The following is a 22,691-nucleotide window of genomic DNA, read 5'->3' as shown; positions in this document are numbered from 1 at the left end:
GACGACGCTATCAATCGTCGCGGGGCAACTCAAGCTCGTGCGGCCTGGCATGCGCAATGGCGGTGAAGTTCCGCGATCATCATCCCTGGTACAAGGGTTAGTTGAGAAATCAAGTCACGATTTCGTAAAGTGCATGCCATCGACTTCCCTGCCGGCGACGAGCACGAGCTCGACGTCGGACTCTCGACGCGGCGGGGGTGCGCTCGTTACAGTGAGTCCAGCGGGGGGTCGCTTGTGAGCCGTCGCTGACACCGCCTGAGCCGGGGGGACCGAAAGGCAGGCGCTCATGCAACCGATCGCGTTCGTCAGCCCATTCACGAACACGGAGAATCCGTACATCGCGCGCCAGCGCGAGCAGCTGGGGGAGCTGGGATTCGACGTGCGGCCGCTGTCGCTGCGCGCTCTCGCGACGGGCCGATGCGCGGGTCTGGCGCGGCGCGAGAACGTCGTGGTCGTGAGCTGGCTGGAGACGCGGCTGTGGCGCGCGAGTCCGCACGGCAAGCGCCTGAGCCTCACCGGCGCCGCCGAGTTCGGCGCGCTGACGCTGACGCTGGCGCTCGCTCGCGCCCGCGTGGTCTACGTGGTCCACAATCACGACGCCCACGACGTCCGTCCCGCGTTCCAGGGCCTGTCGACCTGGTCGGTGCGCACGCTGCGGCGTCTGGCGGACGCCCGCGTGGTCCACGACCCCAGCTTCGCCGACCGGTATCGCGCGACGTACGTCCCTCACCCGCTGTATCGCGTGCCGCCACAGCCAGCCCGTGCATCGGCCCGTGCCACGCCCTCGTTCGTCGCGCTCGGAGCGATCCGCCGCTACAAGGCGCTCGACGCGCTGCTCGAGCAGTGGCCCAGCGGTGTGCCCCTCACCATCGCCGGCAAGGCGGACGACGCCTACCTGACCGAGCTGCACGCGATCCTCGAGCGCAGGGGTCTCTCGGACTGCGTCAGCATCGACGCGCGCTTCCTCACCGACGACGAGTTCGAGCAGGCTCTGGCCGCGCACGACGTCCTGGTCCTTCCGCATCGCGCGGAGGCGAATCTGGTGAGCGGCGCGTTCTTCGCAGGCGTGGGCGTGGTGCGCGTGATCCTCGCGCGGCGCACGCCGTTCATCGCCTGGGCGCAGGAGCACCTGGCAGGGGTGCGCTCGTTCCGCGAGGACGCCCAGATCGCCGGGGAGGTGCTGCGCATCCTGGACGACTGGCCGTCGCTGCGCTCCCTCGACCAGTCCGCGGCAGCCGTCGCCCAGTTCGGCGACGAGCCGTGCCTGAGCGCATGGACGCAGGTCCTGACCACCGCGGGCGCGCCGCCACCCCGGCCGCGTCGCACCATGTCCCCCATCCCGAGCGCGAACAGAGGTTGACCATGGCAGACCATCTCTCCGGCTACCAGGCACGAGACTGGGACGTCGTCGACTACCAGATGTATCAGGACCCGGTCTCCCAGCTGTTCTTCCGCGGCCCGCAGGCCGGGCCGCTCGAGCCGGGCCGCTACATCGTGTGCCTGGGCGCGGCGCAGACCTTCGGCTGCTTCTGCGAGCACCCGTACCCGCAGCTGCTCGAGAAGGAGCTGGGGATGCCGGTGGTCAACCTGGGCTACGGCGGGGCCGGACCGCGGTTCTTCGTGCGACACCCGGAGCTGCTGCCGCTCATCAACGATGCCGCGCTGGTGATCGTCCAGGTGATGTCCGCGCGCAGCGAGGACAACGATCGGTTCGTGAGCGACGGCCTCGAGTACCTGACGGTGCGCGAGACAGGGGAGAAGGTCTCCGCCCTCAAGGGGTACACGGACCTGCTGGCCGAGCACGACCAGCGCCTGCGCTGGATGCCGCCGGTGGCCCGCAAGCTGCTGCGGGTGGTCAAGGGACACCCTCGGGTGCGCCGCCTGCTGGCGCAGACGCGGTCCAACTGGGTCGCGAACTACCGGGACCTCTTCGACCAGATCACCGCACCCACCGCGCTGCTGTGGTTCTCCCGCCGCACGCCGGGACTCCACCGCACCGACCGTGCGACCTGGTGGTGGCAGCGCTACGACGACGTCAACTCGATGTTCGGCGACTACCCGCAGCTGGTGAACCGGTCGATGGTCAAGGCGATCGCGCCGCTCGCGGACACCGTGGTCGAGGCGACCACGCACCGGGGCTCGCCTCAGCCGCTGTACAGCCGCTTCACGGGCGAGCCGGTGGACATCGACTCCAGCAAGGACCGTCCGGACCTCGCCAAGGTGCGCAACTACAACCCGTACTACCCGTCGCCGCAGATGCACGAGGACGCCGCAGCGGTGCTGCTCGAGCCCGTGCGCCGCCTGCTGGGGTCCACTCGGGCCAGGGCGGGCGAGGCCGCGCGGGAGGGTCAGGCGTGAGCGACGCGGTGCGCTCGAGGCCCATCGTCGTGACGGGCTGTCCGCGCTCGGGCACCACGTGGGTGGGGTCGACGGTGGGCGCGTCCTCCGAGGTGCTGTACCTCTACGAGCCCTTCAACGACGGAGCGCCGCATCACCTCGACGTCCCCGAGCGCTACCTCTATGTCGCGCCGGACTCTCCGGCCCACGCGGTGCCCGACATGAGCGCGCTCATCGGGATGGGCGGCCTGGGCGGACGGGCGCGTGCGACCGCGCGCGGGATTCGCCTGGGACGGCGGTTCCGCAGCGAGCTGCCGGCACACCTCGCGCTTCACGAGGTGGTGCGGTCACCGGCGTCCGCTCTCACGGCACGGCGCACGCTGGTGAAGGACCCCTTGGCGTTCTTCGCAGCCGAGTGGCTCGAGGCTCGCTTCGACGCTCTCGTGGTGATGATGGTGCGCCACCCGGCCGGGATGATCAGCAGCTACCTCAAGCTGGGCTGGCCGTGCGAGGTCGACAGCCTGCTGCGGCAGGACGGTCTGCGGGAGCGCTTCACCGAACCGCTCGCCGTCGAGATCGAGCGCTACCACGAGGAGCCCGACGACCGCCTGGGCGGGCTGATCCTGCAGTGGAAGATCTTCGCGCACGCCGCCGCGCGTCTGCGTGAGGAGCACCCGGAATGGCTCTACATGTCGCATGAGAACGTCTGCGAGGAGCCGGTGCCGCAGTTCCGCGCGCTCTTCGAGTACCTGGGCCTGCGCTGGACCCCTGCGCTCGAGCGCAAGGTGGTGGCGGACAGCACCGCGAGCCAGGTGGATCCCGCGAGGCATCAGCAGCACGCTCTGCAGCGGGACAGCCGGACCCTGGCGGCCGCGTGGCGCGCGCGGCTGAGCGAAGCGGACGCGGATCGCATCGAGAACGAGGCGGGGCCGCTGTGGGAGCAGTTGAGCGCTCTGGCGTGGGAGCCGCGCCAGCGCCTGCCGCAGGCGGGGTAGGCCCGGCGCGCCACGCCCGCGCGACACCCCGCTGGTGTCAGCCGCGGCGAGTGAGGCGGCTCGTCACGCGCGTCACGATCAGACGCACCTCGCTCCAGGCCCTGGCCACGTCGCTGCGGCCTGGCATCAGGAACTCCCGGGGGCGCACGCCCATGACGCGCGAGGCGATCGTCACCGACACCGCGGTCATCGTGACGGTGCCGATGATCGCGGACCATGCCGCTCCGTAGACCCCGAAGGCCGGCACGAGCAGCACGAAGGATGCGATCCTCACCACCAGCGAGGCGACCTCTGCGACGGATCTCAGCGCCGGCCTTCCCCACGCGCCCAGGCCGCTCGAGGCCATGAGCCCCGGCACCAGGATGAGCGCGGAGACCAGCAGCATGAGCGTCGGCACCGTCGCGACCACGAAGTCCTCCCCGAACAGCGGTCCGATCCACCACGGCAGGGTCGCGCCCAGCATCAGGCATCCCGCGAACCCGAAGATGAGGGTGAGCCGCGCCGTGAGGGTCACGCGCCCCGGATCGGTGGACTTGCTGCTGACGCCGAACAGCGTGCTCTGGATCGCGATCGCCACGATGATGGGCACGTCAGCGATGGTCGTGGCCACGGTGTACAGGCCCAGCGCCTCCGCGTCGGACAGGGGCAGCATCAGCAGCGATGCGAGCCGGCCGATGGTCATGGAGGCGATCGACCCGAACCACACGGCGGAGCCGTAGCGGAACAGCGGCGCCACGACCCGGGGGTCGTCGGTCGGCTGGTCGTGCCCCTGCAGCGGGCGCGCGAACAGTCGCGCGTACACCACGCCGGACAGGATGGGCATGCCCACGGTGACGATCACCGCCGTCTCGACCGTGAGACGGTCCGCGATCAGCAGCGCGAACAGCGCAGCGACGCGCAGCGTGGTGAGGACGATGCGCTCCCACGCGATGGTGCCCCACATCTGGCGGCCCGCCGCCGCGCCCCGCATGACGCCCACGACCAGGGCGGGGACGTTCCAGATGCTGGCGAGCAGGATCAGTCGCGCCAGGTCCTCGTCGCCCGCGGACAGGAATGGCAGCGCCCACCAGATGGGCAGGATGCACAGCGCCGCCACGCTCGCCGTGGCGGCCGATGCCCACGTGAGCGCGCGCCGGGTGATGCTGGGACGCTTCGCGACGAAGAAGGTGAGAGCGTGCGGGAGGCCCATCGCCGCGAAGCCGAGCATCAGAGATCCGGGCGCGAGGATCGCCGCGAGCTCTCCGCGGCCGTCAGGGCCGAGCCCCTGCGCCAGGACGGGAGCCGTCACCAGCCCGCCCAGCGGGACGAGCATGCTCGTCGCGGTCATCATGACCGTCGCCCTGCGGTAGTTGGGCTCGGCGGCCGATGCGGTGGTCACGTGGCGTGCTCCCCTCGTGCAGCGCTGGTGCGGGCACGGCGCGGATGCGCCACCTCAGTGCCGCTCGGCGACCCCTGACGGGCGCCGGACGATCCCGCTATTGTGGTGCACAGGTCGACCGAGCAGCCACGAGCGCCGCCGCAGCCCAGCGCCCCCGACATCGAGGAGACCCCATGCGCCGACTCAGCGTGGTGATGCCGAACTACAACTACGAGGACTTCGTCGGCGCGGCCATCGAGAGCGCGCTGGCCGTCGACTGGCCAGACGTCGAGGTGATCGTGGTCGACGACGGCTCGACGGACGGCTCCCGGGCGATCATCGAGGGCTTCGGATCGCGCATCACCGCGATCTTCCAGGACAACTCCGGCCCCCGCGTGGCCTGCAACGCCGGGTACGAGGCGTCGACCGGAGACGTGGTGATCTTCCTGGACTCGGATGACATGGTGGAACCGTCGATCGCGCGCGAGCTCGCCGCGGTGTGGCGCGAGGGGATCAGCAAGGTGCAGTTCCCGATGATCCGTGTGGATCGCGACGGAGAGCCCACCGGAGGTGTGTACCCCGACCTGGACCCCGCCCCCAGTCCGGAGCAGGTGCGCACCTGGATGCGCGCCACGGGCGCCTACCCCACGCCGCCAGGGTCCGGGAACGCCTACGCTCGCGAGTTCCTCGCGAGGCTGTTCCCGGTGGGCGACCGGTGCGGCGACGCCACGGACTCGTCGACCCTCGCCGCCGCTCCCTTCCTCGGAGACGTCGTGACGCTCACCACGCCGCTCGTGCGCTACCGCGAGCACGGAGCGAACCGCAGCTACCTGCTGGCGGAGGGGGATCGCTTCCGCAAGCAGCTCGAGCGCGCCTACCAGCGGCACCTGTTCGCGCTCGACATCTCCGGGCACCAGGAGGACGGGATGAGGCCGCTGTTCCGGGGCCGCCACCTGCTCCAGCTGCGCGTCGCGCATCATCGTCTGCACCCCGGCGAGAGGCCCATCCCCGGCGACTCGGGCTGGCGCATGGCGCGCGACGCGTGCACCTCGCCGTTCGCGCCCGGCCCCGAGTCCGCGACGCATCGGCTCATGGTCGCGGCATGGTCGCTCGCGGTGCTGGCGTCGCCGCGGCCTCTGGCCCGACGTCTGATCGACGCCCGGTTCCGCCAGGGCGCGGCGGATGCGGTGAGGCGACGCACCGCGACGCACGCCGCTCGCCCCGCCGCCTCCGCCTGACTCACGTGTACACCCGCACCCAGTCGACGTACATGTCGACCGTGCCGCCGTTCGGGTCGAGCAAGACGGGCCACCCGCCGTCCAGGGCCAGGTTCAGCATGAAGTAGTACGGGCTCGCGTCCTCGACCAGGCCGGACCGCGTGGTGATGGGCGCCCCGTCGATGAAGTACTCGGCGCCGTCCGGGCGGATGTGCACGCCGTAGGTGTGCCATTCGAGAGCCCAGTCGCCGTGGCCGTTGCGGTCGAAGCATTCGACTCCCGTGCCCTCGTGGTCGATCGCCGGCCAGTTGTGCAGGGCGTGACAGCTGCCCAGGGTGTTGTGGCCGTAGAGCTCGACGGCGTCGACCTCGCTCGACGGCGCGTCCGCGTCCATCGAGCTGGTCGAGTCCAGCATCCAGAACGCCGGCCACGTGCCCCGGCCCCCGGGCGCCAGGATGCGCGCCTCGAAATAGCCGTACTGCGCGGAGAACCCCGAGCCGCCCACCCGCATCGAGGACAGCAGCCCGCTCGCGTACCCGCGATCCCATCCGCGCGGATCCTCGCCCTCGAGCGGCTCCGCGCGGATCCGCAGCACCCCATCGAGCGAGGCCAGCAGTCCGCGGCCGTCCTCCGGATTCGCGAAGACGGCGCCCCCGAACTCCGAGCCGCCATTGCCCTCGGGCTTGGTGGACGCATAGACCGCCCCGTCGCCGTAGTCGCTGACCTGCAGGGGGCCGTCGAAGGTGTCCTCGAACTGCAGCGTGAGGCCGGGCGGCGCGTGGTCCTTCGCGACCAGGTCCTTGCCATCGCGATTGAACAGCTGGACGTACAGCGGGGTCTCCGAGGCGCGCACCGACAGCCGCACCGCGAACGGTCCGTGCGGCATGCGCTCGGTCGCGAACGTGAGCACGGCGCGGCCCTGCGCGTCGACCACCGCCTCCGCGACCTCGACCATGCGGCCGGTGCCGCTCACGGGGATCCACGTGGACGCGGTCACCTTCTCGCCCGGCGGACCTTCCACGACGATGGTCGCGTCACCCCTGACCTGGGTGCCCGTTGCCGGGCACACCAGCGCCAATGGGGAGTCCTGGCGACTGCCGAACGCGGGCGAGTCGATCGTGCATGGCGCCGGCTGTGGCGGCTCCACGTCGTAGCCGCCGATGCTCGGCCACGCCGGGGGCATGGTCTCGGGGCCATAGGGCACGAACTCGGAGATCTCCATCGCGCCGTCGTCCGGCTCGAAGCGCACGCTGGTGACGGTCCGTGGGGCGAAGGCCACCGTCGTGAGCGGCTGCGCTCCGGATCCCACACCGCTGACGCGCACCGTGCTGCCGTCGCTGAACACCAGGTCGCCGCCGCCGTACGGCGCCTCCTGCACGGGCCCCGCCAGCTGCACGCTCGCGATCGACACCGGCGCCTCCCACGCGTGCTCGATCCACGCATCCGCCGTCGGGTCGGCCGCCGTCCACGACAGTCCCACGGCGCCGCCCCCGACATCGCCGTCGGTGACGTTGCTGGGGGCAGCGTCGCTCGCGGCGGCCGTCACCGTGGAGCCGGTGGGGGAGCCGATGTGCTGGCCGGAGTCGTCGATCAGGATCGCGTGCAGCGAGACCGCGCTCGCGGCGGCAGGGAACGACGCGAAGCGCACCATCGCGGACCGGACCACGCGTCGGGGGATGTCGACCAGCACGTCGCCCCGCTCGTCCGCGGTCACCAGCACCGAGCTGCCGTCGGAGAAGGTCACGAGCGCGTCCGTGTAGGAGCCCTCTGGATCGCCGGCGCCGTCGATGCGCACGCGACTCACGGTGGTGGGCTCGTCCCATCGCAGCGAGATCCACGCGCCGTCGGTCTGGGCGTCGGAGCTCCAGGTCGCCTGACGCTCGTCGCCCGGCTCCGACGCGGCTGGCGAGGGCGATTCGATCGCCACGTCGATCAGGCGCGTCGCGTCCGTGCCGGCCGCGGTGGAGGAGGCCTCCTCCACGATCGCGCCCGCGGTCGACGGGCGCGTGAGGAGCACGAGGACCACGACCACGACCGCGACCACGACCACGATGGCGGTGCCCACCAGGATGCGTCTGCTCACCCCTTCACCTCCCGCCCGCGCTCACAGGTCGAGGATCCGCTCGGGCGTGATCCTGCCGCGGATCGCGTCGCCCAGCCCCATCACGTTGCCGCGCACCCGCTCGCGCCTCCACGATGCTTGCGGGCCGGCGATGGCGTAGGCGAGGTTCTTGGACGTGGGTCGAAAGATCTCCCAGGCCGCGAGCCACACCGGGAAGCTGCCGCTGCGCGCCAGGTGCACCGGGTTGATGAGCTGCGAGTACCCCAGGCGCACGTGGTTGGTGCGTCCGCCCGAGGAGACTCCGCGGTGCACGATGACGCAGTCCTCGGCGCCCACCAGGGTGCCGTGGCGCATGAGTCGGCGTGCGAAGTCGTGGTCCTCGAGCCACGAGTACAGCGGGAGCCGCGCGTCGAAGCGCAGCTCGGGCACCGCGGAGCGACGGAACGCGAAGTTGCAGCCGTAGAGGGTGCGCAGGCGGCGGACGCGCTGCGTCGCCGGCACGTCCCTGGACGCCTCGATCGCGTCGAGAGCGGCGTCGCGCGGGACCTCGCCCACGGAGTGCGCCGCGCCGTCGAGAAGGACGCGGCCCGTGAGCCCGACCACGTCGTCGTCCTGCGCGAACAGCGCCATCGCGTGCGCGACGTAGTCCTGCCGGATCACGGCGTCATCGTCGAAGAAGAACACCACATCCACGTCCTCGGGAAGCGCGGCGAGCGCGGTGTTGCGCTGGGCCGCAGCGCCGCGCGGCCCTGTGACCACCGTCCAGCCCTGCGTGGAGGACGGCAGCGAGTCCTCATCGGGAACCGACAGCACGCGGGCGACGACCGGGTGGGTCTGCTGGTCGATGTCGGCCATCGCCTGCGCCACGACGTCGGGCCGGCCTGCGGTGGCGAACGCGACCGCGGCGCTCAAGGTGCTCATGGCGCCACCGCCGGTGCGCGGTCGCATGCGGCGGACACGGTCGCCGCGGAGGCGTCCCAGTCGAAGCGCTCGAGGTCCACGTCCATGGCTGGAACCCCGTTCTCGATGGCGCGCTCAAGGCCCTGCGCGATCGATGCGATCGAGGAGGGGTCGACGTACGCGGCGCCGTCGCCGCAGATCCATCGGAACACGGGGAGATCGGAGATGACGACGCCGGTGGCGCCGGCCGCGGCCGCCTCGACCAGGGGCAGCCCGAAGCCCTCGGCCTGGGAGGGGAACACGACCGCTCGGGACCCGCGATACAGCGCTGCGAGCTCCTCGTCGGTGACGTAGCCGGCGCTGCGCACGCCCTCGGGCCAGGTGAGGCCCGCGTCGCGATAGATCGTCGCCGAGGCCCCGACCACCACCAGGGGGAAGGCGGAGCGCGTGGCGGCAGGCAGCGTGCCGAAGGCGTGCGCCAGGCGCGCTAGGTTCTTGCGGGGATCCATGCTCCCGACGGTGAGCAGGTAGCCGTCCCGCCGCACGCCGAGCCGGTCGAGGATGGCGTGGTCCGCGCGGGAGGGATCGGCGAAGACCGCGCTGGGTGCGTTGGGCGCGACCACCACCTCGCCGTCGTAGTGATGCGCGACGTCCTCTGCCGTGGGCTCGCTGACCGCGACCACGGCCGCTGCGCTCGCGAGCTGGGCGCGCAGGGCGGGCGCATGGGTCATGACGTAGCGACGCGAGTACCACTCGGGGTGGGTGAGGACGAACAGGTCGTGCACGGCGAGGACCTGTGACATCCCCACCGGAGCCCGCGAGGTCAGCGACAGGAGAGTCGACCCCCGTGCCATCGAGGGCAGTCGCAACAGCGTCCATGCCCACTCGCGGGCCGCAGAGCCGCTCCATGCACCGGCCGGCACGGCTTCGCGTACGTGCGCCGCCGCGAGGACCCGGTCCGCGATCTCCGTGGCGTACCGCTGCTGGCCCGTGATCCGCTGCGGACGGAAGGCGCCGTTGATCGTGATCGACGTCATCGCCCCACCCATTCTCGGATCGCGCTGTCGAAGCGGCTGTGGTCGAAGGTGCGGGCGTGGGCGCGGATCGCGTCGCGCTCGAGGCCCACGGCGTCCGCCACCGCGCGCGCGATCTCGGCGTCGGACGCGAAGGTCGTGAGAGCACCCGTGACTCCCGGCACCACGCTCTCCGCCGCGCCACCCACGGCCTGCGCGACCACCGGTGTGCCAGCCGCCATCGCCTCGACGGGCATGATCCCGAAGTCCTCGATGGCGGGAAAGACGAACGCGGCAGCGCGGGCGTACAGCGCTCGCAGGAGCGCGTCTGACGGCGACGCCACGATGCGAGCGGGAACGGTGGCCGCGGCGACCCTCGCCTGCAGACGCGCATGCTCGGGTCCCCGGCCCGCGAGGACCACGGGCATCCCCGAGGCCTCGCCTGCTCGGACCACCAGGTCGAGGCGCTTGTAGGGGATGAATCGCGACGCTCCCAGCAGGAACGTCTCCGGAAGCGAGTCCAGCACGCCGGCCTCGTCCTCGGTGAGCTGCGCCTCCCAGTCGCCGGACTGGATCGCCTCGACCTCGACGGGCGGGTGGATCACGCGGCTGTCCACGCCCCAGGCGTCGCGGATGCGCCTGCGCACGAACTCGCTGTTGGCGGCGAAGGACGATCCCTCCTGCGCTCGCCGCCGGTCGAGTCCCTTGAAACGTGCGGCGACCGCGCGCGCGGCCACCCCGGCGCCGCGCGCGTCGAGCTCGGGGTTCCAGATGTAGCGAGCCGGGGTGTGGACGTACACGTAGCGCTCGATCTGCGGGTCGCGGAAGTTGACGTGATGGGCGAACAGGTGGGAGCTGATGAGTGCCCAGTCGTAGTCCTCGCCCGCGACCCTGCGCCACGTCCACGGCATGACCGGCAGCGCGGCGGCCTTGCTGCGCCGCAGGGGAGACCGTGCAAGCCAGGTCTCGCGCACGCGGCGCTCATCGAAGCGTCCGGTCGAGTCGTTCCACAGGCACACGATGTCGCTGTCAGGATAGATCTCGCTCATGGCCTCGAGGACGTTCTCGCTGCCGCCGGACTGCGCGATCCACTCGTGCACCAGCACGCCGCTCATGGCGCGCCACGGCCGGTGTCGCGCATCGTGTCAGCGCCCATGACAGACCCCCGTCCCCCCAGAAGGCGGCTCCAACGGTCCCCCCGCCTGGAATGCGCCGCGATCGATCTGCTTGCCTTGACGCTACCTGAAGATGGTGACGGTCGTGTTACGGCCGGGTGCGGGTCCTCCTCGCGGGCGCGGCCGCCTGAGCCGCTGCTCCGCTCGCGGTCGCGAGCGCGATGGCCACCCCTGCGCACAGTCCCAGCGCGACGCCGATGACGAGCACCCCCTGCGCGTTGGGGGATGCGGGGCTCGACGGCGGCTCCGCGGGCGTGATGATCTCGACAGTGACGGGGAGCTTGCCGTTCACGCCGTCGTCGCCGAGCATCTGGGGCACCGTCCGTCGAGCGCTCTCCGCGGCCTCGTTGGCCACCGCGGCCGCGACGTCCGCGTCCGCGTCGAGCACGACGATGCCGATGGTGGACGTGCCGTCCCGCACCACCGTGCGGGTCATCGCCATGAGCTCGTTCGTGGTGAGCGCATCGGAGGCGAGCTCGTCGAGCACCGCGGGAGAGTCGATGATGCTCGCGACGGTGGTCGCCAGCTGCGCGCTCATGGCGGCGCCCTGCTCGGCCTCGGGAATCGTCTCGGGGCCGTTCGCCAGCACGACCACCTCCGCGCTCGCCTGATACTCGGCTGTGGTCGCCACCAGATAGCCGGCAGCCAGCACCGCTCCGCCGCCCACGGCTATCGCCACCCATCGCCAGCCGTGCATCACCGCTGCGATCATGTCCCGAAGGTCCATTCCCCCACCTCCCCGTGCCTGGCACTCCACCATTGACGCGGAGCCTATCGCGCACGCTACCGTACGCACCATGACGATCCTGATGCTCACGACAGTTGCTGTCGTGGCGTACGGGATCCTCTCGCGCCGCTACGAACGAGCGCTCGCTCTGGGAGCAGTCACGCCCGCCGGAGCGGCCATCGCGGTGGGCACGGAGGCGCTGCCCACGTTCTACGCCGTGGCGCTGGGCGGGCTCGGCCTGCTGGTGTGGCAGTGGTTCGCGCGAGGCGGCAGGCCAGGGGCGCCCCCGCTGTCCGCGATCCCTGGCGTGAGCCTGCTGCTCGCGCTGCTCGGGTGGGCGATCGTCGTGGTGCTCCTCGCTCCGCTGGCCTTCCCCGGCATGACGACCGTCACCGATCCCGTGGCACGGCTCGTGCCCGGCTCGATCTCCACCTCCAACATCGCGCAGCTGCTGTACTTGGGACTGAGCATCACGATCGTGGTGATCGTCGCTCGCTCGACCACCACCGCGCCCACGCTGCTCGCGATCCCTCTCGGCATCGGCATCGCGCTGTCGCTGTGGAGATACCTGTCGCTGCGAGCCGGAGTGCCGTTCCCCGACGGGGTCTTCGACAACTCTCCCGGCCTGGTCTACATCGAGCAGGCCGCCGGCGGAGTCCCGCGCTTCCGCGGGATCCACTCGGAGCCGTCGGGCCTCGCGGTGACGGCGATGGCGGCGGCGGCCTATGGGTTCTCCTTCGCCGCGCACGTGCGCGGATGGCGGCGGGTGGGCTTCCTCGCGCTCGGCGTGGTCGCGGTCTTCCTCGGGATCGAGTCGACCTCCACCACGTTCCTGGTGGGCGGCGCCATGCTGGTCGCCTTCGCGGGAGCCTTCCTGCTGTGGCGGCTGGTGCGGCTCCACCTGGTCGTGACGCGCGGCGCGGCCGTGGTCGCACTGGCCGTGGTGGCGCTCGTGATCGTGCTCCTGCCGTCCCTGCTGGGCCAGTTCACCGCCGAGGTGGATGCGAAGCTCGACTCCGCCTCCTTCACCGAGCGCTCATCCTCCGATGCGCGCTCGTTCGAGGCGTTCATCGGCAGCTGGGGCGTGGGGATCGGGCTCGGCTCCGTGCGCGCGTCGTCTCTGTTCTTCACTCTGCTCGGCGCGGTGGGCGTCGTCGGGATCATCCTCTTCGTGACGGCCGTGCTCTCGGTCATCCTCCCCGCGCTGCGCCTCAGCGGCCACTCGCCGGTGGTGTGGGCCCTGCTCGCCGCGCTCCTGGGCAAGGCGATCGCGAGTCCGGACCTGTCCGGACCGTCGGGCGTGCTGTGGCTGAGCCTGGGCATCCTCGCGCACGGGATCCTCGTCGCCCGGCGCGACGCAACCGACCCCGGCGGTGCGGAGCACCCGCCGCCGCGGCGCAGCCTCGAGGCGATCGCTCGCGCCACCCGAAGGCGGCTCCGTCGCGAAGCGGACGCCAAACTTTAACTCCCAAGAAACGAATGACGTAGTAGTGTCGGTCTCAAGCCTACTGGGGGGTGACGAACGCCACACACGGCGCGTCGTCGCGGTATGAGTCACTACGACCGCAATTGGGGGGCCAACGTGGCCACGACACTCACGCGGATGCTGACGCGCGCGTCAGCGGCTCCGCACTGCTGCTCGGTCTCGAGTCGCAGCGGGAGGGGAGCACCCGTCAGGGTCACCCTCTCCGGAGAGCGTGGCCGCGTCCGTCCAGTGGGCTCAGAGGGGCTGGTGGGCGTGTGCTGCTCGCCGGCCATGATCGATCGTGTCGCGGGGGAGGGCGGCAGCACCTGATCGATCACCCGCTCGCAGCGATTGTCACTGCGGGCACCACGTCACGAGAATCCGGGGGGGGTAGACAGTGACAACAGCAGAACAGGTACAGCGGCCCCACATCACACGGGGGGCGGGTCCCGGGGGGGACGCGGCGCTCGCCGCGCCGGCGCTCAGAGCACCGAGCGTCCGGCGTGGCGGCGCCGCCACACGCGTGAGCAGCTCCGTCAGGGACCGCGCGAGAGAGACGCTCCGGCCGGGCAGTGCATGGAGCCGCGCCTACGGAAACATCCTGCGGGTGAGCGATGCGCTCGTCGTGACCGTGTGCGTGTTCGCTGGAATGGTCGCCTGGACCCGTGCGACCGGCGCCGCGATGGACGCCGCGCACACCGCGGCATGCGTCGTCGTGATCGCACTGTGGATGCTGGGCCTGTCCCTCGAGGACACCCGCAGTCACCGCGTCACCGGCGCCGGTGCCAGCGAGTTCCGCCGGATGTGGCAGGCGACCATCGTGGTGGTGGCGATCATCGCCATCAGTGCGGTGTTCTTTCCGCACTCGTCGACCAAGGGCACCATCGCGGTCGCGATGCCGCTCGGCTTCGCAGCCCTGCTCCTCGAGCGTGCGGCCTGGCGGGAGTGGCTCAAGTCTCAGCGGCGCAAGGGTGGCTGGAGCACGCGGGTGCTGCTGGTGGGCTCGGGCGAGTCCGTGCGCACCATCCACGACGAGCTGGAGCGCGCGCCCGCCGCAGGCTTCCGGGTGGTGGGCGTCTGCAAACCGCCGGAGGACGCGAGTGCTCTGGTGAGCGCCGTGCGCAGCTCGATGGCAGCAGCGAGTGCGGACACCGTCATCGTGACGGGCACCGACGGGCTGGAGCCGGACCGCGTCAAGGAGATCAGCTGGAGCCTCGAACCCGGTCGCGAGCACCTCATGCTCGCGCCCAACATCACCGACATCGCCGGGCCGCGCATCCGCACGCGGCCCGCCGCGGGACTGCCCCTGATCCACGTCGAGACTCCCCGGCTGGGCCGTACGGCCTCCCTCACCAAGCGCGGCTTCGACATCGCCGCATCGGCCGCACTCATCGCGCTTCTCTCGCCGGTGCTCGCCGTCGTCGCGCTGCTGGTGAAGCTGTCGAGCCCTGGCCCCGTGCTGTATCGCCAGGAGCGCATCGGGCACCTGGGCGAGACCTTCCCGATGCTCAAGTTCCGCTCGATGCGTCAAGGCGCCGACGCGGAGCTCGCGGCACTGCTGGAGGAGCAGGGCACCGGCACCGAGCCGCTGTTCAAGGTCAAGAACGATCCGCGCATCACGCGGGTGGGGCGCGTGCTGCGCAAGTACTCGCTCGATGAGCTTCCCCAGCTGTTCAACGTGCTCGACGGCACCATGAGCCTGGTCGGGCCCCGGCCGCAGATCGCTGAGGAGGTCGCGCTCTACTCCAAGCCTGCGCGACGTCGTCTGCTGACGCGTCCGGGGATCACCGGGCTGTGGCAGGTCAGCGGTCGCAGCGCCCTCGACTGGGACCAGGCGGTCAGGCTCGACCTCTACTACGTGGAGAACTGGTCGCTGATCTCGGACATCCACATCCTGCTGCGCACGGTGAAGGCCGTCGTGCTGCCGGGAGACAGCGCGAGCTGAGCTCGGATCTACTCGGGCATGCGGAACATGCCCTCCTGCGAGGCCGACGCCACCAGGCGTCCGTCCTCGGAGAAGATCCATGCCCCGCCCAGGCCGCGTCCACCCTGGGCGGTGGGCGCGTCCTGCACGTAGAGCAGCCACTCGTCGGCGCGCGCCGGTCGGTGCCACCACATGGCGTGATCGAGGCTGGCGAAGCCCAGTCCGGGGGTCATCCACGACGCGCCGTGACGACGCAGCAAGGGCTCGAGCATCACCTGGTCGCACGCGAATGCCAGGAGGGATCGGTGCAGCAGGTCAGAGCCGTCGATCGGCCTGCGCAGGCGGATCCAGGTGGTCTGGTACTGCTTGGGTCGCGCGTCAGGCTGGAACAGCAGCGAGCCCTCGACGTGGCGCAGGTCGAAGGGCGTGCGCTGGAGCCAGTAGTCGGCGCGGGCGTCTCCCGCGAACGGCGCGAGCAGGTCGATGCCGGACGCCACCGCATCGGGGCCGGGCACCTCCGGCATGGACACCGCGTGCTCGGGGCCGTCCTGCTGCAGCTGGAACGAGGCGATCATCGACAGAATGGGCTTGCCGTCCTGGAACGCGTGGGTGCGGCGGGCGGAGAAGGAGCGGCCGTCGCGCAGCACCTCGACCTCGAAGCTGATGGGCCGCGACGCGTCGCCTGGTCGCAGGAAGTAGCCGTGCATCGAGTGCATGTGGCGCTCGTCGTCCACCGTGTGCCCGGCGGCCAGCAGCGACTGCGCGAGCACCTGACCGCCGTACGCCCGCCCGCCCGGCATGGGCAAGGAGTCGCCCTCGAACGTGGTGTCGCCCAGGCGGCGCAGGTCCAGGACCGCCATGCCGGAGGCGACCGCCTGCTCCGCCCAGATGTCCTCGACGTGATCCATGGGGTCTCCTACCTCTCGGGGGTGGGCTCGAAGGTGTTCACCATCGAGTGCGCGGCGCGCTCGAGGTAGTCCATCAGCGTGACGGCGTGGATGGGCGCGAGGTCCGCCGCCGCGACGGCGTCGCGCATGTGCTCGATCCAGTGGTCCCGCGCCTCCGGGTTGACATGGAACGGCACGTGGCGCATCCGCAGGCGCGGATGGCCGCGACTGTCCGAATAGGTGGTGGGGCCGCCCCAGTACTGCACGAGGAACAGCGTGAGGCGCTCGATGGCGCCCTCGAGATCCTCCTCGGGGTACAGGGGGAGCAGGACCGGGTCCTCTGCCACGCCCGCGTAGAAGCGACGGACGATGCGCTCGAAGGTCGCGTGCCCGCCCACCGCCTCGTAGAAGCTCTGGCCGTGCTCGTGCGGGGGCTCGGACCCCACGTTCATGCCGGGCTGGGTCACCTCAGTCGCCGTCCGCGTCGTTCGGTGGTGGCAGGGGGCGGCCGTCCTCGCTGCGCGGCTGCTGATCCGACGCGGGGCGGTCCGAGTCGTGCAGCGTGACGGTGCTCTTGGGCTGCTTGGTGTCGAAGACCATCGCCTCGCCGGGCACCGCCAGCGAGATGTCGCGCTCGGCGAAGATGCGGCGCATCTCGCGGCGCACCTCGCGCTGCACGTCCCATTGGGTCGCGGGGTTGACCTGGCACATGAGGCGCAGCATCACGGCGTTGTACTCGAGCGACTCGATGCCGGCGACCTCCGGCTCGCCCAGGAGCGCGGTGGCCACGTCGTCGTCGCCGTCCTTCGCCGCCTCGACGGCGTCGATCATCGCCTGGCGTGCCGCCTCGATGTCGGTGTCGTACGCGAAGCGCACCTCGATCATGACGCGGCTCCACATGCGCGTCATGTTGCCCACTCGGGTGATCTCGCCGTTGGGCACGTACCAGACCGTGCCGTCGAGCGAGCGCAGGCGGGTGCATCGCAGGCCCACCTCCTCGACGGCGCCGGTGGCCTCGCCCAGGTCCACGACGTCGCCCACGCCGTACTGGTCCTCCATGAGCATGAAGATGCCGGACAGGATGTCCCTGACCAGGGACTGGGCGCCGAAGCCCAGGGCGACTCCCAGGATTCCCGCGGAGGCGAGCATGGGGCCGATGGGGACGCCGAGCACGCCCAGGGCGGAGATCACCACCAGCGCGATGAGCAGCACGGCCCACGCGGACTTGAGCACTCGGCGCAGGGTGGCCGCCCGTTGACGGCGCCGCTCCGCCTCGAGGCGGGCATCCGTGGTGTCGATGTCCGGCAGCTTGAACTTGGCCTTGCTGAGGGCCTGGCGCGCGCGGCGATCGTTCAGGGGAGCGCCACGCTCGATGCTGCGGGTGAGCGCGTTGATCGCCGCCCGTCCGATGAACCACAGGACGAGCGCGACCACCAGGACGATCAGGAAGGGGATGGCGCGGCCCGTCACGTCCGCCAGCCATTGCTCGATGTCGCTCGCGTCGGGCAGCTCCCCGGATCCAGCGGTCGGGGACGTCGAGGGCTCGGGCGTTCCAGTCAGATGCAGCACGCCTCCCAGGGTAACCATGGCGGAGGCCCGGCACGAGACGCCGTGCGCGCACCGGTGCCGCGAGGCACCTGCGCACGGCCGTCCTGACCTGGCAGGATGGGCGTGTGAACGCCGACGCGCCTGAGACTCCCAGCCCTGCACTCGCCGAGCTCGCACGCGCCTGCGGCGTGGCCGTCGAGTACACCGCATGGAACGGCGAGCGCGTGCCCAGCTCCACCGCGGCGATCCGCGCGGCGCTGACCTCGCTGGGTGTCGACGCGCATGACGACGATGCCTGCGCACGGTCGCTCGCGGACCTCGACGACCTCACCTGGCGCCGGCTGGTGCCGCCGGTGACGGTGGTGGTGGAGGGCACCGGCGCACGCATCCCCGCCCACGTGCCGCATGGCGCGCCCGTCGCGGCCTCGCTCATGCTCGAGCACGGCGAGCCGCGCCCGCTCGAGCAGCTCGACGTGCTGGTGCCGCCACGCGTGCTGGACGGTCGCGAGGTGGGCCGGGCGACGTTCCAGGTCCCCGATGACCTGCCGCTGGGCTGGCACCGGCTGGAGGCCGCGACCTCGGGTCGACGCGGCCGAGGCTGGGTGGTGGTGACGCCGGCACGGATCGACGTGCCCGAGCACGTGCGGCGCGAGCGCCCGTGGGGCCTCGCCGCCCAGCTGTACTCGGTGCGATCGGAGCGATCGTGGGGCATCGGCGACTTCGGCGATCTCGCGGACCTGTGCGCGTTGGCGGCGATCCGCGAGGGTGCGGACTTCCTGCTCATCAATCCGTTGCATGCCGCGGAGGCGGTGCCGCCCCTCGAGCCATCGCCGTACCTGCCCACGTCGCGGCGCTTCCTCAACCCCCTCTACATCCGCATCGAGGACATCCCCGAGGTCGCCTACGTGCCCTCGCAGCACCGGGCGGTGATCGAGTGGGAGTCCGAGCGTCCCCGCCGCGCCAACCTGGATGCTGACCTGCTGGATCGCGATGCCGCCTGGCGTGCCAAGTCCGCCGCGTTGGAGAAGATCTTCGAGGTGGAGCGCTCGGCAGCGCGGCAGGCACGCTTCGAGGCGTTCTGCCTGCGCGAGGGTGACGCGCTCGAGGAGTTCGCGACGTGGTGTGCGATCTCCGAGGCCCACAAGGGCCTGCCGTGGCCCGACGAGTTCCGTCAGCCGCGCTCGCGCGAGGTGGACGCCTGGCGCGACGAGCACGGTGACCGCGTGCTGTTCTTCGCCTGGCTGCAGTGGATCGCGGACGAGCAGCTCGCGCGCGCCCAGTCCGCGGCGCACGAGGCGGGCATGGGGATCGGCATCATGACGGACCTCGCGGTGGGCGTGCACCCGCAGGGGGCCGATGCGTGGGCCCTGGGTCGCGTGCTGGCGACCGGCATGGAGGTGGGCGCCCCTCCGGACATGTACAACCAGCACGGACAGAACTGGTCGCAGCCGCCGTGGCAGCCGCGTGCCCTCGAGGCAGCGGCCTACATGCCGTTTCGCGATGTGGTGCGAGCCGCCGTCCGCCACTCGGGCGCGCTGCGCGTGGACCACATCCTGGGGCTGTTCCGCCAGTGGTGGATCCCAGCGGGCAATCGTGCGGACGACGGCGTCTACATCCAGTTCGATCACGAGGCCCTCATCGGCATCCTCGCTCTCGAGGCGCAGCGGGCCGGCACGATCGTGATCGGCGAGGATCTCGGCACGCTCGAGCCGTGGGTCTCGGACTACCTCAACCAGCGCGGCCTGCTGGGCACGGTGGTCGCGCTGTTCGAGAAGGGCCACGACGGTGGCCCGCAGGCTCCGGAGAACTACCGCGCCGATGCGCTGGTGTCCGTCACGGTCCACGATCTCCCGCCCACGGCGCCGTTCCTGGCCGGCGAGCACATCGCCGCTCGCGAGGAGCTCGGACTCATCGTGGGCGACGCCGAGCTCGCACGAGGCGCCGCTCGCGAGGACCGCCGGCGCCTCGCCGACTACCTCCTGGAGCGCGGCTGGATGCCCGAGGACTGGGAGGAGGACGACCTCGTCGCGGGCGTGCACAGGATGGCGATGCACTCGCCGGCGCTGCTGACGGCGGTCTCCCTCACGGACGCCGTCGGTGACCGGCGCTCGCAGAACCATCCGGGCACCAGCACCGAGTACCCCAACTGGCGCATCCCGCTCACGGACAAGGCCGGCGCCGTGGTGCTGCTGGACGACATCTTCGACAACGAGCGGCTCCAACGTCTGCTCGAGGCGGTGCGGACCGCGCGCCGATGACGGCCCAGCGCCCGCCGGGGCAGGCGGGCATGCTCGTCGCGATCGCGGCGCTGATCATCGCGGCCGTGGTGGGCGTGCTGCCGTTCGTGCCTGCCCTGGTCCAGCAGCTCGCGTGGATCGTGGCGATCCTCGTCGCGGGCGGATGGGCGCTGTGGGACTGGCGCCGGCGCGCCGTGGACAAGCGCGATCGCGCCGCGCGTCACCGCGAGCGGATGGCGCAGCGCGGCCAGGACGGCCCCCCGCGCGGCGACGGCTCCTGACCCTCGGCGTCGCGGTCAGCGCACGGCGGACTGCGCCCGCAGCGACCGGCGCACGTCATCCAGGCCCTCGGTGACGATCTTCACCAGCACTGCGGAGGCATCGGCGTTGTCCGCGAGCCACGCCTCGAGGCGGGCATCCAGGTCCGGTACCCGCCCCGCGAGCTCGACGGGGAGCGCGTAGCCGGCGGTCCGCATCGCCATGAACGCGTCCATCGACTCGAACATGGGTCGCAGGCCCGCCAGGATCTCGTCCGTGAGCGGCGCCAGCACGGCCGGATCGTTGGTGCGCACCAGGCCCTGGGCCGTCGCGTACGCGATCGAGTTCGCCGGGAGCGGACCGTCCGGCGCCGCGATGGACCGCCAGGCGCGACGCTTGGCGTCCACCTCCGCGATCGTCGCCCGCGCTCCCGCGGCCCGTCGCTCTCCGGCCGCTCCGGGATCCGCGGCCAGGTGCGAGTCGATCGCGGCGTCGTCGACGCGTGCGCAGCGGGCCAGTCCCGTGATGAGATCCCACCGCAGCTCGGAGTCGATCGGAAGCCCGTCGAGCACCACGCCGCCGTCCAGCAGGGCCTGGAGCCGGTCCGCCTGGGCGCCGGTCGCCGCGAGCGCGGCGTAGCCGCGCACCAGCGACAGCTGCTCGTCCGAGCCTGGCGCCGCCTGCTCGAGGAGTCCCCACAGCGCATCGGCCGTGGTCTCTGCGAGCGCGAGCGCGTCCTGCGGCGGCGCGTAGCGCCTGATCGCCGTGGCGATCGAGCCGAGGTGGGAGGCGATCACCTGGGACGTCGTGAGCACCGGCAGCGCGGTCAGCACGGCGTCGACGTAGCGACGGGCGGGCAGCTCGCCGTCGCGGCACATGTGCCACAGCGCATCGAGCACCAGGTACTGGGCCATCGGGTCGTGCAGGTGCGCGAGGTGCGCGTCGACCGTCGCCAGCGACCGCTCGTCGAGACGCACCTTGGCATAGGTGAGGTCGCCGTCGTTGACGAGCAGCAGGTCCGGCGCCGCTGCTCCCACCGCCTCGGGGACCGCGGTGCGGGCCCCGTCGACATCGACGTCGACGGTCCACGCCCGCGCCAGTGCGCCATCCGAGAGCACGTAGCCGCCCACGCGCAGCCGATGCGGGTGCGGGACCGCGCCCTCCGGCACCTCCTCGGTGATCGTGAGCTCGGTGATGGCTCCGGCCTCGTCGGTGCTCACCTCGCTGGCGAGCGTCGTGACGCCTGGCGTCTCGAGCCACGCGCGCGACCACGCTGCAAGGTCGCGCCCGGAGACCGCCTCCAGCTCGGCGAACAGATCCGCGAGCGTGGCGTTGCCGTGGTGGTGGGCGCGCACGTACGCCGCGATGCCGGCGAAGAAGTCCTCCGCTCCCAGCGTGGCGGCCAGCTGCCGCAGCGCAGAGGCCCCCTTCGCGTACGTGATCATGTCGAAGGTGCCTGCCACCGCGTCGACCGTCGGCACATCGCTCACCACCGGATGCGTGGTGGGCAGCTGATCCTCGACGTACGCGCGGGACTTGCGCTGCGAGCCGAACGTGACCCACGCATCGGCCCACTGCGTGACCTCCTGCGCGGCGTGCGTCGCCACGAACTCGGCGAACGACTCGTTGAGCCACAGGTCGTCCCACCACTTCATGGTGACCAGGTCCCCGAACCACATGTGCGCGAGCTCGTGCAGCACCACCACCGAGCGGAACTCGAGCTCGGCGTCAGAGGCGCGGGTGCGGTACAGCAGGCGGTCCTCGCTGATGGTGACGCAGCCGGCGTTCTCCATCGCGCCGAAGTTGTACTGCGGCACGTAGATCTGGTCGTAGCTGTCGTACGGGTACTCGGTCGCGAACACCCGCTCGTACAGGTCGATGCCCGCCTGGGTGTCCGCGAACAGGGTGTCAGCGGCGAGGTGGTCGCGCACCTCGGGGCGGCCGTACACGCGCGCCGGGACGTCGCCCTTGGCCGAGGCGAGGGTGGTCTCCTCGAACACGTAGGGCCCGGCCACGACGGCGGCGGCGTAGCAGGGCAGCGGGACCGTGGGGGAGAACGCCCACACGCGCGCGCCCTCGATCGGAGCGGGCTCGGGCGCGCGGGTGTTCGAGATCACCTCCCACTGCTCGGGGGCGGTCACGGTGAACGCGAAGGTGCCCTTGATGTCCGGCTGATCGAAGCATGCGAAGGCGGCGCGCGCATCGTCCGCGGCGAACTGGCTGTACAGATAGGTGTGCCCGGAGGTCGAGTCCACGAAGCGGTGGATGCCGGAGCCGGTGGTGCGGTACTCGCAGTCCGCCTCGACCGTCAGCACGTTCGCGGGCTCGAGGTGCGTGAGCGGCAGGCGTCCGTCGACGTGGCTCGCCGGGTCGAGGTCGCGGCCGTTGAGCGTCGCCGAGCGCAGCGACCCCACGAGGTCGATGAAGGTCTCGGCGTCCGCAGGTGCGTCGAACTCGACGGTCGTGACCGAGCGGAACGTGTCGCCGTCACCGGTGAAGTCCAGCGCGATGCGGTACTCCGCGGAGGGCACTGTCTGAGAGCGGGCGAAGGCCTCGTCACGGGTGAGCATGCTGTCAGTCTCGCACGCG

General features: G+C 71.4%; 18 protein-coding genes. 8 read left to right on the top strand and 10 right to left on the bottom strand.

Features of this window, described 5'->3' with window-relative positions; genetic code table 11:
• The first annotated feature begins 286 nt into the window (after window positions 1-286).
• Genes Dac01nite_RS00875 through Dac01nite_RS00865 form a run of 3 tightly spaced genes read left to right on the top strand, consistent with a single transcriptional unit; the run spans window position 287 to window position 3,332 of the window.
• Entirely contained in the window at window positions 287-1,360 is a 1,074-nt protein-coding gene (locus tag Dac01nite_RS00875) for a glycosyltransferase family protein (protein WP_203652899.1), read from the top strand.
• Window positions 1,361-1,362: 2 nt separating this feature from the next.
• Window positions 1,363-2,358 carry a DUF6473 family protein gene (locus Dac01nite_RS00870; RefSeq protein ID WP_203652898.1) on the top strand — a complete coding sequence of 332 codons (996 nt, stop codon included), beginning with the start codon at window positions 1,363-1,365 and terminating at the stop codon, window positions 2,356-2,358.
• Window positions 2,355-3,332 carry a sulfotransferase gene (locus Dac01nite_RS00865; RefSeq protein WP_203652897.1) on the top strand — a complete coding sequence of 326 codons (978 nt, stop codon included), beginning with the start codon at window positions 2,355-2,357 and terminating at the stop codon, window positions 3,330-3,332. Before Dac01nite_RS00870 ends, Dac01nite_RS00865 begins: the two co-directional genes overlap by 4 nt.
• Before the next feature lie 37 nt (window positions 3,333-3,369).
• On the opposite strand, the gene Dac01nite_RS00860 is transcribed toward Dac01nite_RS00865, so the two are convergent.
• Window positions 3,370-4,710, bottom strand: a complete 1,341-nt coding sequence (locus tag Dac01nite_RS00860) for an oligosaccharide flippase family protein (protein ID WP_203652896.1) — start codon at window positions 4,708-4,710, stop codon at window positions 3,370-3,372.
• A gap of 173 nt (window positions 4,711-4,883) precedes the next feature.
• On the opposite strand from Dac01nite_RS00860, the gene Dac01nite_RS00855 reads away from it, so the two are divergent.
• Window positions 4,884-5,927 carry a glycosyltransferase family 2 protein gene (locus tag Dac01nite_RS00855; protein WP_203652895.1) on the top strand — a complete coding sequence of 348 codons (1,044 nt, stop codon included), beginning with the start codon at window positions 4,884-4,886 and terminating at the stop codon, window positions 5,925-5,927.
• Window position 5,928: 1 nt separating this feature from the next.
• Here Dac01nite_RS00855 and Dac01nite_RS00850 read toward each other — a convergent pair whose 3' ends face one another.
• From Dac01nite_RS00850 to Dac01nite_RS00830, 5 genes are all read right to left on the bottom strand, one after another.
• Window positions 5,929-7,989: a glycoside hydrolase family 16 protein gene (locus tag Dac01nite_RS00850; protein WP_203652894.1), complete on the bottom strand. Its 2,061-nt coding sequence runs from the start codon at window positions 7,987-7,989 to the stop codon at window positions 5,929-5,931.
• Window positions 7,990-8,010: 21 nt separating this feature from the next.
• Complete coding sequence (locus Dac01nite_RS00845) at window positions 8,011-8,889, bottom strand: glycosyltransferase family 2 protein (RefSeq protein WP_203652893.1); 879 nt, start codon at window positions 8,887-8,889, stop codon at window positions 8,011-8,013.
• Window positions 8,886-9,905, bottom strand: coding sequence for a glycosyltransferase family 4 protein (locus Dac01nite_RS00840; RefSeq protein ID WP_203652892.1), 1,020 nt, complete (start codon window positions 9,903-9,905; stop codon window positions 8,886-8,888). The genes Dac01nite_RS00845 and Dac01nite_RS00840 overlap by 4 nt, the downstream gene beginning before the upstream one ends.
• Window positions 9,902-10,996: a glycosyltransferase gene (locus Dac01nite_RS00835; protein ID WP_203652891.1), complete on the bottom strand. Its 1,095-nt coding sequence runs from the start codon at window positions 10,994-10,996 to the stop codon at window positions 9,902-9,904. Before Dac01nite_RS00835 ends, Dac01nite_RS00840 begins: the two co-directional genes overlap by 4 nt.
• Before the next feature lie 148 nt (window positions 10,997-11,144).
• Window positions 11,145-11,783 (bottom strand): YveK family protein, encoded by a 639-nt coding sequence (locus Dac01nite_RS00830; protein ID WP_203652890.1) that lies wholly within the window; start codon window positions 11,781-11,783, stop codon window positions 11,145-11,147.
• 70 nt (window positions 11,784-11,853) lie between these two features.
• Between Dac01nite_RS00830 and Dac01nite_RS00825 the strand changes: the two genes are divergently transcribed.
• Both Dac01nite_RS00825 and Dac01nite_RS00820 read left to right on the top strand, forming a co-directional pair.
• Window positions 11,854-13,248 carry a hypothetical protein gene (locus Dac01nite_RS00825; protein ID WP_203652889.1) on the top strand — a complete coding sequence of 465 codons (1,395 nt, stop codon included), beginning with the start codon at window positions 11,854-11,856 and terminating at the stop codon, window positions 13,246-13,248.
• A gap of 607 nt (window positions 13,249-13,855) precedes the next feature.
• Entirely contained in the window at window positions 13,856-15,193 is a 1,338-nt protein-coding gene (locus tag Dac01nite_RS00820; protein ID WP_203652888.1) for a sugar transferase, read from the top strand.
• Window positions 15,194-15,201: 8 nt separating this feature from the next.
• On the opposite strand, the gene Dac01nite_RS00815 is transcribed toward Dac01nite_RS00820, so the two are convergent.
• Genes Dac01nite_RS00815 through Dac01nite_RS00805 form a run of 3 tightly spaced genes read right to left on the bottom strand, consistent with a single transcriptional unit; the run spans window position 15,202 to window position 17,628 of the window.
• The gene (locus Dac01nite_RS00815; protein ID WP_203652887.1) at window positions 15,202-16,080 is read right to left on the bottom strand and encodes an acyl-CoA thioesterase; all 879 of its coding nucleotides are present in this window, start codon (window positions 16,078-16,080) and stop codon (window positions 15,202-15,204) included.
• An 8-nt stretch (window positions 16,081-16,088) separates the two neighbouring features.
• A complete protein-coding gene (locus Dac01nite_RS00810) occupies window positions 16,089-16,511 on the bottom strand; it encodes a globin (protein WP_203653719.1) in 423 nt (140 codons plus the stop codon).
• A 16-nt stretch (window positions 16,512-16,527) separates the two neighbouring features.
• Complete coding sequence (locus tag Dac01nite_RS00805; RefSeq protein WP_203652886.1) at window positions 16,528-17,628, bottom strand: mechanosensitive ion channel family protein; 1,101 nt, start codon at window positions 17,626-17,628, stop codon at window positions 16,528-16,530.
• A gap of 104 nt (window positions 17,629-17,732) precedes the next feature.
• Here Dac01nite_RS00805 and malQ point away from each other — a divergent pair, with 104 nt between their 5' ends.
• Window positions 17,733-19,865, top strand: a complete 2,133-nt coding sequence (malQ, locus tag Dac01nite_RS00800; RefSeq protein ID WP_203652885.1) for a 4-alpha-glucanotransferase — start codon at window positions 17,733-17,735, stop codon at window positions 19,863-19,865.
• Window positions 19,862-20,125 (top strand): hypothetical protein, encoded by a 264-nt coding sequence (locus Dac01nite_RS00795; RefSeq protein WP_203652884.1) that lies wholly within the window; start codon window positions 19,862-19,864, stop codon window positions 20,123-20,125. Before malQ ends, Dac01nite_RS00795 begins: the two co-directional genes overlap by 4 nt.
• Window positions 20,126-20,140: 15 nt before the next feature.
• Here the strand turns inward: Dac01nite_RS00795 and pepN are convergent, their stop codons facing one another.
• The gene (pepN, locus tag Dac01nite_RS00790; RefSeq protein WP_203652883.1) at window positions 20,141-22,672 is read right to left on the bottom strand and encodes an aminopeptidase N; all 2,532 of its coding nucleotides are present in this window, start codon (window positions 22,670-22,672) and stop codon (window positions 20,141-20,143) included.
• Window positions 22,673-22,691 lie beyond the last annotated feature (19 nt).

This window comes from Demequina activiva (assembly GCF_016862815.1).
Taxonomy (GTDB): Bacteria; Actinomycetota; Actinomycetes; order Actinomycetales; family Demequinaceae; genus Demequina; species Demequina activiva.
This window is presented reverse-complemented; position numbering and strand designations above follow the sequence as displayed.